Raw genomic sequence first — 14093 nt, 5'->3', positions numbered from 1 at the left:
CAAACGATGGAACAGAAAAATAAAATAGCACTCATTACCGGCGGCAGTCGCGGCCTGGGTAAAGACATGGCACTGCGCCTTGCAGAAAAAGGAATTGATGTCATCATCACATATAACAGTCAGTTACAGGATGCAGAAAATGTTGTAGCTGAGATTGAAAAAAGTGGACAAAAAGCCACAGCGCTTCAACTGAACACAGGTGATATAAAAAGTTACGGCTCTTTTGTCAATCAATTGCAAGAGGTTTTGCAGAATAAATTTGCTGCAACCCATTTTGATTATCTTGTAAACAACGCTGGCATTGGCGGGTATCTTCCAATCGCTGAGGTGACTGAGGAAGCATTTGATGAACTGCTGAACATCCATTTTAAAGGTGTTTACTTTTTAACACAAAAGTTGCTGCCGCTCATCAATGACGGAGGGGGAATTGTTAACGTATCATCCGGCTTAACGCGCATTTCAGTACCAGGTTCTTCGGTTTATGCATCGATGAAAGGAGCGATGGAAATTTTCACACGCTACCTTGCCAAAGAATACGGATCGCGCGGGATCAGAGCAAACATCATTGCGCCCGGAGCTGTCATGACAGATTTTGGCGGAGCGCATTTAAGAAATGATGAAAACCTGCAAAAATTTATAAGCAACGTAACGGCCCTGGGAAGACCAGGAGTGGCCGAAGATATTGGGGGCGTGGTTGCTTTTTTATGTTCGGAAGAGGCGCGCTGGGTTAACGGCCAGCGTATAGAAGTTTCCGGTGGAATGCAGTTGTAGTTTTTTGGAATAAGTAAATGATAAGCTCAGATCAATTTCTGAGCTTATCTTTTATAAGAGTATCAGGTTAATCAATTATATTCCTTTGCCCTGAAAACCCATTTTGGAGCGTCATTTATTTCCTGACGTAAAATCATATTTAACTGCGCGGCATGATGCTGAACATGCCGCATGTTGTAAAGCAATATTTCCAAAATAGAATAATTCATTGCGTCTGATTCAAAATCTTCAACGAAACGCTCGTTTTTTATTTTTTCCTCTGTCAGTCCCGCAATTAAATTCCGGCATTTTTCCCGGCTTGATTGCAGGTAATCAAGTAGTTCTGTTTTGGTATAAAAGCGGTTGGGCACCAGATCATCTATTGCGTTTTCTGGTAAATTTTCAGGGTCTGTAATAGTATAAGGCAACTTGGGTGAAAAATTCTCAGGCGGGATCGTAACATAATAATCCAGAAATACCAGGATGTGATATGTCATGTAAAAAAGCCTTTTATTCTCGACAAGAATATTTTCAGGACAAAGCGTAATAGCCTTTTCCAGTGAATCTACGCTTGCCCCGAATTGGCTCCACAGGTTTTCTTTAATTTGATCAATCATATTTATGAAACAATAATGGTGTGGTTATCCAAGCATTAAATCAGCTTACTTTTTTTGCTCATAATGTAAAACAACAATTCCACAGTTAAATGGTGTGGATTCTATGAGTGAAAAACCTTGCATGGTGCCAATTTCGTTAAAAATAGGCAATCCATGGCCGATTGCGGTTGGATCGAGAAGGAAATAAAATTCATCAATCAACCTTTCCTTAATTAGCGCCGATACAAAAGTTGCCCCGCCATAAGCAATGATATCCTGCCCATCCTGATCTTTTAGTTTTTTTATTTCCTCAACCAGATCACCTTTGGCAAGAATCGTATTTTCCCATTTTGACTCTTGCAGGGTTTTTGTGAAAACTACCTTCTGCGTTCTGGTAAGCATTTTCGCAGGCTCGAAATCCGGATCGTCGGGTTTTAATGCTATTTCTGCCCAATAAGGAATAAATCCTTCTGCAAGTTTTCGCCCGAGAATGATGCAGTCAACAGGATTCATGATTTGTGATATATAGTTCCTGAGCTGATCATCCCAATTCCATTCCATCCATTCCATTTCTCCCTTAGGCCCGGCAATAAATCCATCGAGGCTGATCTGCACCTGAAGTTTTAGTTTTCTCATGACGCTTTTAGTTATGTTGTCTGACAAATTTACTTGATATAATTTTTATCAATACGGTGTTTGTGCGCCTAAAAACAGGGGCAGCTGCGACATTTTGTTGGCTGGATTTTTGATGATTATTAAGATTCATTAATGAATATCACCACTGTGAATGCAACGAAATCATATAGTTTGACGAACTGGAACTGAGGCAATCAACTCTCTAAATTAATTTAACTTGTTTAAAGGAAAAGTGGTAAGGGCAATAATGCTCATCAGCACATGGGCAGCCACAGCGGTATCAGCACAAAACACAGAATCTTTGTCGTTTCCCAAAGATCAGTTTACAATAGAAACTAAAATCGTCAAAACTTCAAACGGCGAGAAAAAAGTTACTTATAAGTCGTACATGCACATTCCGTATGTGGCAAATCCTGTTGACAAGGATTATCAAAGTATGAATGTAAGCGTACCAACCCAGGTTGATGGTATCAGGATTGAAACGTCAAACGCGCCTATTCTTTTTGTTATCGGTGTTGGCGGATATATGTCTGTCAACAATGCAAAAGGTGGTGGTTTCGGTCCTGGAGGTCCTGGTGGTGCAGGTCCGGGTGGTATGCGTCCGAACGGTCCACCTCCCGGTGCAGGCGGACCGCCAATGAACGGTGGAGCACCAGGTGGCAGGACAGCAGGTTCGGCAGGACCGATCGGCGGAGGCCCCGGCGGGAATAGCAAAACAAGCGGAAAAGCAGATCTTGCGCTCGCAGCAGGCTACGTAGTTGTGACTCCAGGTTGCCGTGGACGCGACAATGTGACTTCTGATGGCAAATATTATGGAAAAGCGCCGGCTGCCATTGTGGACCTTAAAGCGGCTGTTCGGTATATCCGTCACAATAAAGGTGTCCTTCCGGGAAATACGGACAGAATTGTTTCCACAGGCGTCAGTGCGGGTGGGGCAATGTCGGCGCTCTTAGGTGCTTCCGGAAATAGCCCTTTATATGATACCTATTTGAAAGAAATTGGCGCTGCCGATGCAGACGACAACATTTTTGCTACTGCTGCTTTTTGCCCGATCACGGATCTTGAACATGCAGATGGTGCTTATGAATGGATGTATGGAGCTTTTCCGGTAGGTACTTCCGGTTTGGTTGATCAGCAGATTTCAAAGGAACTTCGCGCTTTGTATGGGCAATACCAGGCATCTTTAAATTTAAAAGGCAAGGAGAATTTCGGGACAATTACTGCTGATAATTACGCCCAGTATCTTTTGAAATCTGCGCTTATTCCCTCGGCTAATAAATACCTGAAAAATCTCACAGAGGAAAAACGCAGGCAATATCTTGAAAACAATAAATGGATTACCTGGAAAAATGGTGCTGTAAATTTTTCGTTTGCAGATTTTGTAGCGCATGTAGGCAGGATGAAATCAATGCCAGCTTTTGATAATTTTGATCTGACCAGTGCTGAAACGATTGAATTCGGTAACAAAACTGTCAACGCCAGACACTTTACCGATTACAGTCTTCAACATACAGCCGGCAATAAAACTGTAAAGGTCGATGAAGAGGTCACGCTAGCTGTGCATTTACTGAATGCAATGTATTTTATCGGGCAAAAAAATGAGGGCTGCGTAAAATACTGGTGGCTTCGTCAGGGAACTTCCGACGCGCATACTTCACAAACGGTTATGGCGAATCTGGCCGCCTGTCTTGAAAATAACCAGAAAGAGGTGGACTCTGCGCTTTATTGGGACGCAGGCCATGGAGCCGATCAGGATCCGGAGGAATTCATTACCTGGATGGGCAAGATTTCAGGGTTTTCAAAAAAAACGGATGCTGTCAAAAAGTAGAAGTTCATTAATCTGATTTCGAAAAGTGTTTAGCGGGAGTTTAGGTATATCAAATTGGCTGATATATTTGAACTCCTAATTTTTTGTCACGAAAACCACCTTTGTAAAAATCTTTTTTCTTTCAAAATAAAACCGTTCCCAAAAAATCAGCCCGAAAAGTTGAACTAGTTCAACCGTATTTCCTAATCTGGTTCATCGTCTGCGGAGCAGGCCGCAGATACCTTTGTGACATACAAAAACAACAAAAAAATGTCACTTAAATTAGAAAATAAAGTTGCTGTAATTACCGGAGGTAATAGCGGCATAGGTTTGGGCGTTGCAAAACTTTTTGCAAACCAGGGCGCAAAAGTAACCATCACAGGACGTAATGCTTCGACGATCGAAAAAGCGGTTTTGGAAATTGGCAGTGGCTCGGTAGGCGTGGTAAGTAATGTTGCAGACGTGAAAAGTTTTGTACCGCTATATGAAAAGGTTGCTGAAACTTTTGGGAAAATAGATGTACTGGTTGTAAATGCAGGTATAATCCTGATGACTCCGCTGGAAGAAACCTCCGAAGAAGTGTTTGACCAGATCACAAATATTAATTACAAAGGAGTTTTCTTCACGGTTCAAAAAGCGCATCCTTTCCTTAATGAAGGCGCGTCAATCATCATAACTTCTTCTACCGTCGCTGATAAAGGTATTCCCGGATCAGCAGTTTACACTTCTTCCAAAGCAGCAGAACGTAATCTGGTGAGATCTTTTGCCACAGAACTGGCAGCCAGAAAAATCAGAGTTAACGCCCTTTCTCCGGGCGCTATCGAAACGCCTATTTTTGAAAAAAATGGTTTTAGTCAGGAAGCGGCTTTAGGCATGAACGATTTTTTTGCTGGCGCTGTGGCACTAAAAAGACTTGGAACCGTGGATGAAATAGCCAAAGGATATTTATTTCTGGCGTCTGAAGACTCATCTTACATGACAGGCGCTGATCTGGTTATTGACGGTGGGTTTAGAGACTTGTAATTGATAAAAAACGAAAGTCTAACGTACGGAACACAGACAGTCAATACAGCATTAGATTTGAATTTGATTAGATCAAGGCCCTCCTTTGGAAATATAGGAGGGCTTTTGATAATTGTTGGTAAAAGAAATGGCGGAAGAAAATAATTTGTTTTTAAGTTGCAGGACTTTAATCAAATTATATTTTAGTAATGGCTGACATTGATCTCTTCATCAAATATATCCAAAGAATTATAGTTCTGACCGAGCAGGAGCTTACCGAGTTTACGTCAGTATTTATTTATAAAAAAATAAAGAAGAAGCAGTTCATTATCCAGCCCGAGTTCCCTGCAAAATACCGGACTTATGTCTTGAAAGGAGCACTCCGGTCGTATGTTATCGACCACGATGGTGTTGATCATACCATCCAGTTTGCTTTGGAAGACTGGTGGGTATCAGATCTCAACAGTTACATTTACCAAAAACCGGCAACCATGTTTGTTGTGGCTGTCGAGGACAGCGATGTCTTGCAGATTGACTATGAAACCGAGCAGCGCTTAAAGCAATCCAATCATAAATTCGAAACTTTTTTCAGAATCACTGCGGAACGCACCGCCGCTTTTCATCAACGGAGAATAATTTCGTCATTAACCCGCACGGCAGAAGAACGTTACAACGATTTTCTGGAAAGATATCCGGCTGTTTCCCAACGTCTGCCCCAGTATGTAATTGCATCTTACCTGGGAATGACAACTGAGTTTTTATCCAAAATAAGAAACCGGAAAGTCCGCAGAAAAGCTGATCCGAAAAGCGCTAAACCTGCGTGATGTTTAGTAAAGTTGCCTGCAGCTTTTTGACCCAACCATCGTGATCTTTTAAAATAGATTCAAGAGATCCTTCTATTTGTCAGCAGACTGCATATGCGGTGGGTGTAAATTTCCAGATCTTGAAGGAACTAAGAAGATGAAATTAAATTAAGGGCATCCGCTTATTACCAATCAGATCCATGGTCAAGAGTAGAGCACAATGATGTGAGGTATTCAGGATTCTTTTGTTAAAGTAGGTTCGGTGATTTTTTTCTTTTTGTTTATAGCGATGCGCTAAACAAATATCCTAAATCTTATCCTGATCATGCCAAAATCACCAGACATCATACCCAGTGTAAAACGCAGAGATTTTATCAAAAAAGGCAGTATTCTCACGATCGGTTTTTTGTTTTCGCGCCATTCAGGTTGGTCCGGTTCGCTGAAACCTGCGGGGTATCCGGTACATAATATTCCGGTCGATAAAAATCTGGATGCGCTCTGGGTCAAATCATTATACCAAAGAGGAAAACCAACTACTTATTTAAAAAGCAGAAACGAACTAAGATACATTGGTATGCCTGTTGGCGGACTTCATGCCGGAACGGTTTATATGGGTGGCGACGTAAGGCTTTGGCTTTGGGGAATTTACAATGAATCGGAAGAACCAAAAAATGAAGGTATAGATAACAAAACGGTACTTTGGAATGACGGAAATACCGTCAGCAAAATACGGTCGCGAGATGGAGCCTCTTACATAGAACCCGCCATCGCTGAAAATAAACGTGTTTTGGAGCAGGGTTTTGCCGTAAGGATTTTATATAAAGGAAAGCTTATTATTAAAGAATTAAACGAGAATCACTGGGATGAAGTGAGTTTTCAGGCCACTTATCCTACGGCGACGGTTCAATATACAGATCATAATTTACCTGTTTCCATCACCCTTACAGGTTATTCCCCGTTCATTCCTCTTGATGCTGACAATTCATTACTCCCTGCCACGGTCCTTCGCATCGCAGTGAAAAATCTTTCAGGTGAAAAAATGGATGTATCAGTGATGGGCTGGATGGAAAACGGCGCCAGTAAACTATCGGCTAAAAAAGGGGATGGCAAAAAGGTCAATTCTGCTATCTCATCAGACAAATTCAAAGGTGTTTTTTCTTCATTCCAGTTTTCAAAAGATGGGTTGTCAACAGCAACAGATTCAGGAAGTACTGCTTTTGCAATACTAAATCCGGGCGCCGGTGTTCATACCGGATTTAATTCCTGGCCGGTGACAGATACGGCTTTTACATCCGCATATACGCAGAATTCTGAAATTGATGCCCCGGAAAAGTTAATAAGTGCGCTTTTTACTTCAAAAACGCTGACAGCCGGAGCAACGATGCGTGAAGATTTTGTCATCAGCTGGCATTTTAACAATCCCAATGACAAACTGAAAGAATTGGTAAAGGATGCCAGGGGCGGTTACTACTACGGAACAAAATTTAAAAATGCAGGAGAAGTAACCGAGTATCTGGCCACTCATTTTGACCAGCTGTCAACCCAAACCGAATTGTGGCAAAAAACATGGAACGACTCAACGCTTCCACACTGGTTTTTGGAAAGAACTTTTGTTAACATCGGAACACTTTCAACAGCAAACACTTACCGTTTTGCCAGCGGACGTTTCTGGGGCTGGGAGGGGGTTGGAGCCTGCGCCGGAACCTGTACACATGTTTGGCAATATGCCCAGTCCATGGGCCGGATTTTTCCTGAACTGGAACGGATACTTCGTCAGAAAGTGGATTTAGGTGCTGGTTTTCGTCCGGATTCAGGCGCAATTATTTTCCGTGCCGAGAATGAAAGTCGTCCTGCAATCGATGGGCAGGCAGGGACAATTCTAAGATTTTACCGGGAGCACCAGATGTCAGCAAACGATGAATTCTTAAAAACAAACTGGCCAGGTATAAAAAAAGCCGTGCAGTTTATGCTTGCCCAGGATAAAAATGGGGATGGCATGACCGATACGCCGATGGAAAATACCTTGGATGCGGTTTGGGAGGGAGAAATCGCCTGGATCGTAGGCCTTTGCATCGCCGCTGCCAGGGCAGGACAAGCGATGGCGGAAGATATGGGTGATGCGGATTTCAGCCAGATTTGTAAAACCTACGTTCAAAAAGGCAGAGCAAATATGGAAGAGCAATTGTTTAACGGCGAATATTTTATTCACAAACCTGACGCTGTCCAGGGGCGTAAAAAACTGGGTTCCTACAATACCTGTCATATTGATCAGGTTTATGGACAAAGCTGGGCACATCAGGTTGGTCTGCCCAGGGTTTTGGACAAAGAAAAAACGCTGTCGGCTTTACGTTCGCTTTGGAAATATAATTTTACTACGGATGTCGGGCCATATATCAAATCCCACCAGGGAGGCAGGCCATATGCGGTGGCTGGTGAAGGTGGCATGGTCATGAATACCAATCCGCATAATGAAGATAAACCTTATGGTGAAAATGAAAGCTGGCAGCTTGGATATTTCCATGAATGCATGAGCGGTTTTGAGCATCAGGTCGCCGCCCATATGATGGCAGAAGGCATGGTCGATCAGGCGCTGACCATGACGCGCGCCATTCATGACCGCCATCATGCGGCAAAAAGAAATCCATATAATGAGATTGAATGCAGCGATCACTACGCGCGGGCCATGGCCAGTTATGGAACGTTCATTTCCGCATGTGGTTTTGAGTATCACGGACCAAAAGGGTTTTTGGCTTTTGATCCCAAAATCAGTCCTGAAAATTTTAAGGCTCCTTTTACTTCTGCCGAAGGATGGGGAACGTTTAAACAATTACAATTGGCTGGAAAACAATTGGCTAAGGTTGAAATAGCTTATGGTAAATTGAGACTGAAAACATTTGCAGTAAGACCCGTGAAAGGAAGTGTCATTAAAACTGTCCTGGCAAAAGTAAACGGAAAAAGCCAGCAGGTTAGTTTTAGAAAGCAGGATGACAAATATTTTATTGATTTTCATACTGAGTTGAAAATCACACCGCTGCATAGTCTAGAGCTGACTTTAAGTTGATTTTTTTGGAATTAAGAATTGATGTGATTGGCCGCTCAGTAATCACTTTTTGCAATCATTAAATTGTAAAACCGAAATACAGCAATGAATTTAAAGTCAAAATCACTTCTGATCAACAGCATTTTAATCGCCATCACAACCTCACTGATCACAACGATCCTTCATGAAGGGGCACATTATGTGACAGCATTGGCTATGGGAGTTCCGGCAGAATTGCACCATAATTACGTATCAACACCCGATGAAACCCTTTTGCAAACTGCAACCATAATTTCAGCAGCCGGGCCTTTGTTTTCGCTTCTTTTTGGAATCTTAGCGCTGGTGATCTCTGTCAGGCTTGTTCAGATATCCTTATTTAAATTATTTATGCTGTGGCTTGGTATGCAGGGTGTTCTTACTTTTTTTGGATATCTGCTTATTGCCCCCATTGCCGCAGAAGGGGATACTGGTAAGGTATTCAGCCATTTAGGTTTTCCTATTTACCTTTCTGCTGCGATTGCCGTGATTTCATTTATTTTTATCAATAAGGCTTTTTCACGGCTCGCCCGGTATTTTGCCTTTTACAAAGCAGAAGCGTTTTCTGATAAAAACGAAGATTGTCGTCAGCTGCTGACTTATCCTATATTTGCTTCCATTATTCTGGTCACACTTCTAAATCTGCCCGTTATCATTTGGGTAAGTTTGTTGCCAACGATTTTTATGCCGATGACTTATTTTGCTACCATGGGTGCATACAAAAGACTAAAAATAACAGGCAATCAGGTGGTGATTGACAAGATTTCAATTCCATTAAGTATTCTTGCCGCAGTAACTGCCCTATTGTTCCGCTATTTGGTGTAAGCCAAATAAAAAACCTCCTGATCACATCAAGTTTTGTGATCAGGAGATTTAAATTTTTTCTATGAGAATAACTGCGGTTTAGCTTTATAGGTTTCCCACAAAAACTCTCCAAACAAGGTATTGGCCCAGGCGAACCATGACCTTGTAAATTTCGTCGGATCATCCTTATGGAAAGATTCATGCATGAAACCAGTGCCTCCGTGGCTCTTTTTCAGCATGTCAATACAGGATTTTATTTCTTTGTCATTGTTACTTGTCAATCCGCGGATGATAATTCCAAGCGGCCAGATCATGTCCAGACCAATATGAGGTCCGCCAATTCCTTCACCAGCTTTTCCTTTGAAAAAGAAAGGATTATTTAGCGACAACAACATTTTACGCGTATTCTGGTATATCGGATCACTTTTTGGTAATGCATCCAGATATGGCAGTCCCAAAAGACTTGGTACATTGGCATCGTCCATCAAATTATAGCTTCCATAACCATTGACTTCGTAAGCGTATACTTTGCCGAATTCTTTGCTATCAACGACTGCATGGATTTTCAAAGCATTTTCTACTTCGACAGCAAGGCCAGTTAATTCAGCTGCCAGCGCTTTGTCGCCGGATATTTTTTCAACCATTTTAGCAGCCTGTTTCAAGCTCACAACAGCGAAAAAATTTGATGGTATCAGGAAGGAGTAAATCGTTGCATCATCACTTGGACGGAATGCTGAACAGATCAAACCAACTGGTTTTACCGGATATCCATAACCACCCATCGGTACGCCATCCGTTGCCCAGGAAGTTTTACGCTGAAAGTGGTAAGGCCCGTTATCCTTTTTTCTTTGCTGCTCTTTGAAAGTCTTCAGCGTAAGCATGATCGCTTCTTTCCATTTAGCATCAAACGGTGTAGTGTCCCCCGTTAATTGCCAGTAACGGTGGGCAAGACGGATCGGATAGCACAAAGAATCGATTTCCCATTTGCGCTCATGAAGGCCCGGTTTCATATCCGTTTCATCGGTTTTCCACTCACCTGTTTTATTAGGATCGTCGTAAAATGCGTTCGCATAAGGATCGCGCAAAATACATACAGCCTGACGGTTAATAACTCCGGCTATCAATTGTTGAAGCGTTTTATCTTTTTTGATAAAATCAAGATAAGGCCAAACCTGAGCGGTACTGTCACGCAGCCACATCGCATCAATATCACCCGTAATTACATAAGTGTCAGGTTTTTCGCCTTTGCCATTGTAAGTAACAGTTGTGTCCAGCGTATTTGGGAAACAATTCCCAAAAAGCCATCCCAATTCTTTATCTTTAATAGCCGACTGAAATTCAAGAATGGAATCTTCAATCACCTTGCTGCTGAATTTTCTTTCACCCGGGTTTACTCTGACAACCGGAAAATCAGGGTTAGCAAATGCCGGCATTTTGCCAATCATTAGACCAGTGCCCAGCAGGGCGGAACTCTTTATAAACGTGCTTCTTTTCATATAAAATTGTAAAAAATAAAATTCTGGACGCGTTGGTTGTTATCCGCAATCCACTAAAATAAGATGCTATAATGGGGAGATGGCTTTAACATCACAAATAACGTATTTAAAAAAATTAATGGGTAGCCGAATTGAACATTTTATTTTGTTCAATGAAAGGATTTGTACTGGCAGAAGGTTCTGAAAAGATATGTGTGCTATTTAAAAAGGCTAATGTGGAGATAGATGACTCACTAAGAATTAATAAACAGAGTAATAAATGTAATTATCAATTTTTGCTAACTTAAATTTGATAAACAAAGGAAATTAAGTTATGGATAAAAATAAATTAGAAGAGCAAAAACTAAGATTATTAAGACAAGCACTTATTGAAGGAGAAGGGAGTGGTTGGATAGAAAATTTTGATCCAGTAGACTTTAAAGCAAAATTAAAGGAGAATCTTGCGGCCAATGCAAAGGCAAGTCGTCTTATAATTTTTAATAAATACAGTGAAGCAAAATAAAATGACCCGAAAATTTACATGCATTGCCGTAGTTCTCACGTTTCTTTTCCTACTAAAATCTGAAAATCTCCAAGCTAAAATTCCTCTTACAAAACCAAATACTACGAGGGTCAAAGTTGAGAAATGGCAATTTAAAAGAGAGATCACAATTGATAATAAAGGCGATGCGGCAACAGATGTAGTAGTCCAAATTAAATTCAGTACCAACGATTTCGATTTTTCAAAAACAAAAGCGGAGGGTTCTGATATTCGTTTTTCTACATCCTCTGGAAAGCTCAAAGACAGCGGTTTGGCTTATTGGACTGAGCAATGGAATAAAGGTGGGAATACCATTATTTGGGTAAAAATACCAGTCCTAAAAGCTAAATCACAAAATTCAATTTTCATGTTTTATGGAAATTCGAAAGCCGCGCCGGTATCAAACGGAGATAAGACTTTTCTTTTTTTTGACGATTTTGAAGATGGCGATTTTACCAAAAAATGGACAAATACATCCATAGGTGAGATTATTGAAAAAGATGGTTATTTAAAACTCAAAGAAACTGATGGACAGGACGGCGTTGTGACTGCCAATTTTAATGTCACAGGAAAAATGATCGTTCGCACATTGTATCAACGGGAAGGTGCGGACGGTCATTGGGTGAGAGCAGGTGTGGGAGGCTGGAATAACTGGCTTGCCTTTGGCGATCACACGGATTGGGCCGCAAGCGGAACAAATTATGTAATGTTATTTGACAGCGCCAGCATTGGAAGTCTCAAAAGCGCACCTTTAATAAAATTACCAAATACTATTATTACAGATCAATGGAGAAGGGCTGAATATTGGTTTGATGGTAAAAAACTTTTCGGAAAACAAGACGAAGTGACGGTTGAAATTCCACTTAAAAATGCAGTTTCAAAGCTGGCTTTAAGAACATTGGATAATGATAGCTGGGATAATTTTGCTTATATCTCGGTAAGTAAATATTCAGGTCCTGAACTGAAAGCTGTGGTAGGAGTGGAGCAGAATAATTAAAGATCTTCAAACAAAGAGAGGCTGAATCCTCTGGGAATTCAGCCACTCTTCTAAAATATTTAACTGACAAAGCGCTAGTCAAAGCTTAAACACCCAAACTCCAACCCTCGCGATACGTACGTTTTACATACTGATTCACATCATCGAAGTTGGTCACTTTCATGTTTTTGTAATCCCAAAGCATCTTCAGATTAGCACCAGGGTAGTCATATCCTTTTCCATTTTCTCTTGGTTTTGGCATATCGGCGCCTCTGATTGCCAGGTTGGCCATTAGAATTGCTTCGGTCAATGGGCCTGCAAGTTCAAAAGGAGAGCTAAGTTCCATATTGCCATAACCTGCAATAGCACCTTCTACCCACTGGGCATAGTGACCTTCTGCACTGCCTGGTACACGCGCAAACTTTTGTTTTACTTTTACTTCCTCCATCCTTGAAAGTGGCAACAATCTTGGATTAGCGGCATATTCGCTGGCCATCATTTTACCTTTGGTACCAACAAATAAGATACCGCTATTGCCGTCACCAAATAATTCGTTTGGCCCTAATTCTTCCGGACGTTCAGGTTTTATACCGCCATCCATCCAGTGCATGGTTACCGGTCCTTTTGTTTTTGCTGTTTTCGGGAAAGTTAATGTAGCGTGACTTGATGGCGGACAACTGTCCGGGAAAATTCCTCTTTTACCAAAATCAGTAAATACACTACTCACACTTGCCTGTACGTCAAGGGCATATTTTAGTCCAAGAACACGGAAAGGTGCTTCCATTAAATGGCAGCCCAAATCACCCAAAGCGCCTGTTCCATAATCCCACCAGCCTCTCCAGCTTCCCGGGATCAGTTTGTCAACATAAGCTTTTTGAGGTGCTGTACCCAGCCATAAATCCCAGTCAAGTCCTTGTGGAACTGGTGGTTTTTCAGTTGGCCATGGAATGCCCTGTGGCCAGATCGGCCGGTTTGTCCAGATATAAACGGTGTGAACTTTACCAATCGTTCCGGCATCGTACCACTCATGCAATTGTCTTACGCCATCACCAGACGAACCCTGATTTCCCATTTGCGTCACCACTTTATAACGTGCAGCTGCTTCTGTAAGCTGGCGTGCTTCGTAAATATCGTGTGTCATTGGTTTTTGCACATATACATGTTTGCCAAGCTGCATGGCACCCATGGCAATTACCGCGTGCATGTGGTCAGGCGTCGAAACGGATACCGCATCAAAATTTTTCGATTCTTTTTCAAACAATACCCGCCAGTCTTTGTAATATTTTGCTTTTGGGAAATTCTTGACACTTTCGGCAGCACTTCTGTCATCCACATCACATAAGAAACCGATATCTGCTTTTCCGCTTTTGGCAAAATTGTTAATATCAGATCTTCCTTTTCCGCCGACACCAACACCGGCAACGACTAATCTGTCGCTTGGTGCCAAAAAGTCTTTTCCGCCAATTACATGGCGTGGAACGATCATAAATGCGGCTGCTGCCAAACCGGATGTTTTGATAAAATCTCTTCTGGAAGAAGCCATTTTATCATTTCCTTTACTCTTTTCCTGCATTTTAAGATTCTGGTTAAGTGGTTTATATTAGGAGGACTCTGTGTCCGACATTAA

12 protein-coding genes are annotated in these 14093 nt (G+C 41.7%); 8 read left to right on the top strand and 4 right to left on the bottom strand.

The features are described from left to right. Positions 1-6 precede the first annotated feature (6 nt). Positions 7-771, top strand: a complete 765-nt coding sequence (locus tag IEE83_RS18735; protein WP_194122043.1) for an SDR family NAD(P)-dependent oxidoreductase — start codon at positions 7-9, stop codon at positions 769-771. A gap of 71 nt (positions 772-842) precedes the next feature. Here the strand turns inward: IEE83_RS18735 and IEE83_RS18730 are convergent, their stop codons facing one another. Both IEE83_RS18730 and IEE83_RS18725 read right to left on the bottom strand, forming a co-directional pair. Beyond that, entirely contained in the window at positions 843-1367 is a 525-nt protein-coding gene (locus tag IEE83_RS18730; RefSeq protein WP_194122042.1) for a DinB family protein, read from the bottom strand. A gap of 45 nt (positions 1368-1412) precedes the next feature. Further along, complete coding sequence (locus tag IEE83_RS18725; protein WP_194122041.1) at positions 1413-1982, bottom strand: dihydrofolate reductase family protein; 570 nt, start codon at positions 1980-1982, stop codon at positions 1413-1415. Between the two features lie 247 nt (positions 1983-2229). Between IEE83_RS18725 and IEE83_RS18720 the strand changes: the two genes are divergently transcribed. The 5 genes from IEE83_RS18720 to IEE83_RS18700 all read left to right on the top strand — a co-directional run bounded on the left by IEE83_RS18720 (position 2230) and on the right by IEE83_RS18700 (position 9495). After that, a complete protein-coding gene (locus tag IEE83_RS18720) occupies positions 2230-3810 on the top strand; it encodes a subtype B tannase (protein WP_194122040.1) in 1581 nt (526 codons plus the stop codon). Positions 3811-4059: 249 nt separating this feature from the next. Then, positions 4060-4812: an SDR family NAD(P)-dependent oxidoreductase gene (locus IEE83_RS18715; RefSeq protein ID WP_194122039.1), complete on the top strand. Its 753-nt coding sequence runs from the start codon at positions 4060-4062 to the stop codon at positions 4810-4812. 188 nt (positions 4813-5000) lie between these two features. Further along, on the top strand, positions 5001-5615 hold the full coding sequence (locus tag IEE83_RS18710; protein WP_194122038.1) for a Crp/Fnr family transcriptional regulator: 615 nt from the start codon (positions 5001-5003) through the stop codon (positions 5613-5615). A 304-nt stretch (positions 5616-5919) separates the two neighbouring features. Further along, positions 5920-8655, top strand: coding sequence for a GH116 family glycosyl hydrolase (locus tag IEE83_RS18705; protein ID WP_194122037.1), 2736 nt, complete (start codon positions 5920-5922; stop codon positions 8653-8655). Positions 8656-8739: 84 nt separating this feature from the next. After that, entirely contained in the window at positions 8740-9495 is a 756-nt protein-coding gene (locus IEE83_RS18700) for a hypothetical protein (RefSeq protein ID WP_194122036.1), read from the top strand. Between the two features lie 59 nt (positions 9496-9554). On the opposite strand, the gene IEE83_RS18695 is transcribed toward IEE83_RS18700, so the two are convergent. Next, positions 9555-10970, bottom strand: a complete 1416-nt coding sequence (locus tag IEE83_RS18695) for a glycoside hydrolase family 125 protein (RefSeq protein ID WP_194122035.1) — start codon at positions 10968-10970, stop codon at positions 9555-9557. Between the two features lie 313 nt (positions 10971-11283). Here IEE83_RS18695 and IEE83_RS18690 point away from each other — a divergent pair, with 313 nt between their 5' ends. Beyond that, complete coding sequence (locus IEE83_RS18690; RefSeq protein ID WP_194122034.1) at positions 11284-11472, top strand: type II toxin-antitoxin system ParD family antitoxin; 189 nt, start codon at positions 11284-11286, stop codon at positions 11470-11472. Position 11473: 1 nt separating this feature from the next. Continuing rightward, a complete protein-coding gene (locus IEE83_RS18685) occupies positions 11474-12487 on the top strand; it encodes a DUF2341 domain-containing protein (RefSeq protein ID WP_194122033.1) in 1014 nt (337 codons plus the stop codon). Positions 12488-12572: 85 nt separating this feature from the next. Here the strand turns inward: IEE83_RS18685 and IEE83_RS18680 are convergent, their stop codons facing one another. Further along, entirely contained in the window at positions 12573-14039 is a 1467-nt protein-coding gene (locus IEE83_RS18680; RefSeq protein WP_194122032.1) for a Gfo/Idh/MocA family protein, read from the bottom strand. Positions 14040-14093: the final 54 nt, after the last annotated feature.

The organism is Dyadobacter subterraneus (assembly GCF_015221875.1).
Lineage (GTDB): Bacteria > Bacteroidota > Bacteroidia > Cytophagales > Spirosomataceae > Dyadobacter > Dyadobacter subterraneus.
The sequence above is the reverse complement of the archived record's forward strand: the minus strand, read 5'-3'. Positions and strand labels throughout refer to the sequence as shown.

Excerpts from the sequence above, each read along its gene's own strand:
- IEE83_RS18735 (WP_194122043.1), top strand. The coding sequence starts at position 7 with ATGGAACAGAAAAATAAAATAGCACTCATTACCGGCGGCAGTCGCGGC.
- IEE83_RS18730 (WP_194122042.1), bottom strand. The coding sequence starts at position 1,367 with ATGATTGATCAAATTAAAGAAAACCTGTGGAGCCAATTCGGGGCAAGC.
- IEE83_RS18725 (WP_194122041.1), bottom strand. The coding sequence starts at position 1,982 with ATGAGAAAACTAAAACTTCAGGTGCAGATCAGCCTCGATGGATTTATT.
- IEE83_RS18720 (WP_194122040.1), top strand. The coding sequence starts at position 2,230 with ATGCTCATCAGCACATGGGCAGCCACAGCGGTATCAGCACAAAACACA.
- IEE83_RS18715 (WP_194122039.1), top strand. The coding sequence starts at position 4,060 with ATGTCACTTAAATTAGAAAATAAAGTTGCTGTAATTACCGGAGGTAAT.
- IEE83_RS18710 (WP_194122038.1), top strand. The coding sequence starts at position 5,001 with ATGGCTGACATTGATCTCTTCATCAAATATATCCAAAGAATTATAGTT.
- IEE83_RS18705 (WP_194122037.1), top strand. The coding sequence starts at position 5,920 with ATGCCAAAATCACCAGACATCATACCCAGTGTAAAACGCAGAGATTTT.
- IEE83_RS18700 (WP_194122036.1), top strand. The coding sequence starts at position 8,740 with ATGAATTTAAAGTCAAAATCACTTCTGATCAACAGCATTTTAATCGCC.
- IEE83_RS18695 (WP_194122035.1), bottom strand. The coding sequence starts at position 10,970 with ATGAAAAGAAGCACGTTTATAAAGAGTTCCGCCCTGCTGGGCACTGGT.
- IEE83_RS18690 (WP_194122034.1), top strand. The coding sequence starts at position 11,284 with ATGGATAAAAATAAATTAGAAGAGCAAAAACTAAGATTATTAAGACAA.
- IEE83_RS18685 (WP_194122033.1), top strand. The coding sequence starts at position 11,474 with ATGACCCGAAAATTTACATGCATTGCCGTAGTTCTCACGTTTCTTTTC.
- IEE83_RS18680 (WP_194122032.1), bottom strand. The coding sequence starts at position 14,039 with ATGCAGGAAAAGAGTAAAGGAAATGATAAAATGGCTTCTTCCAGAAGA.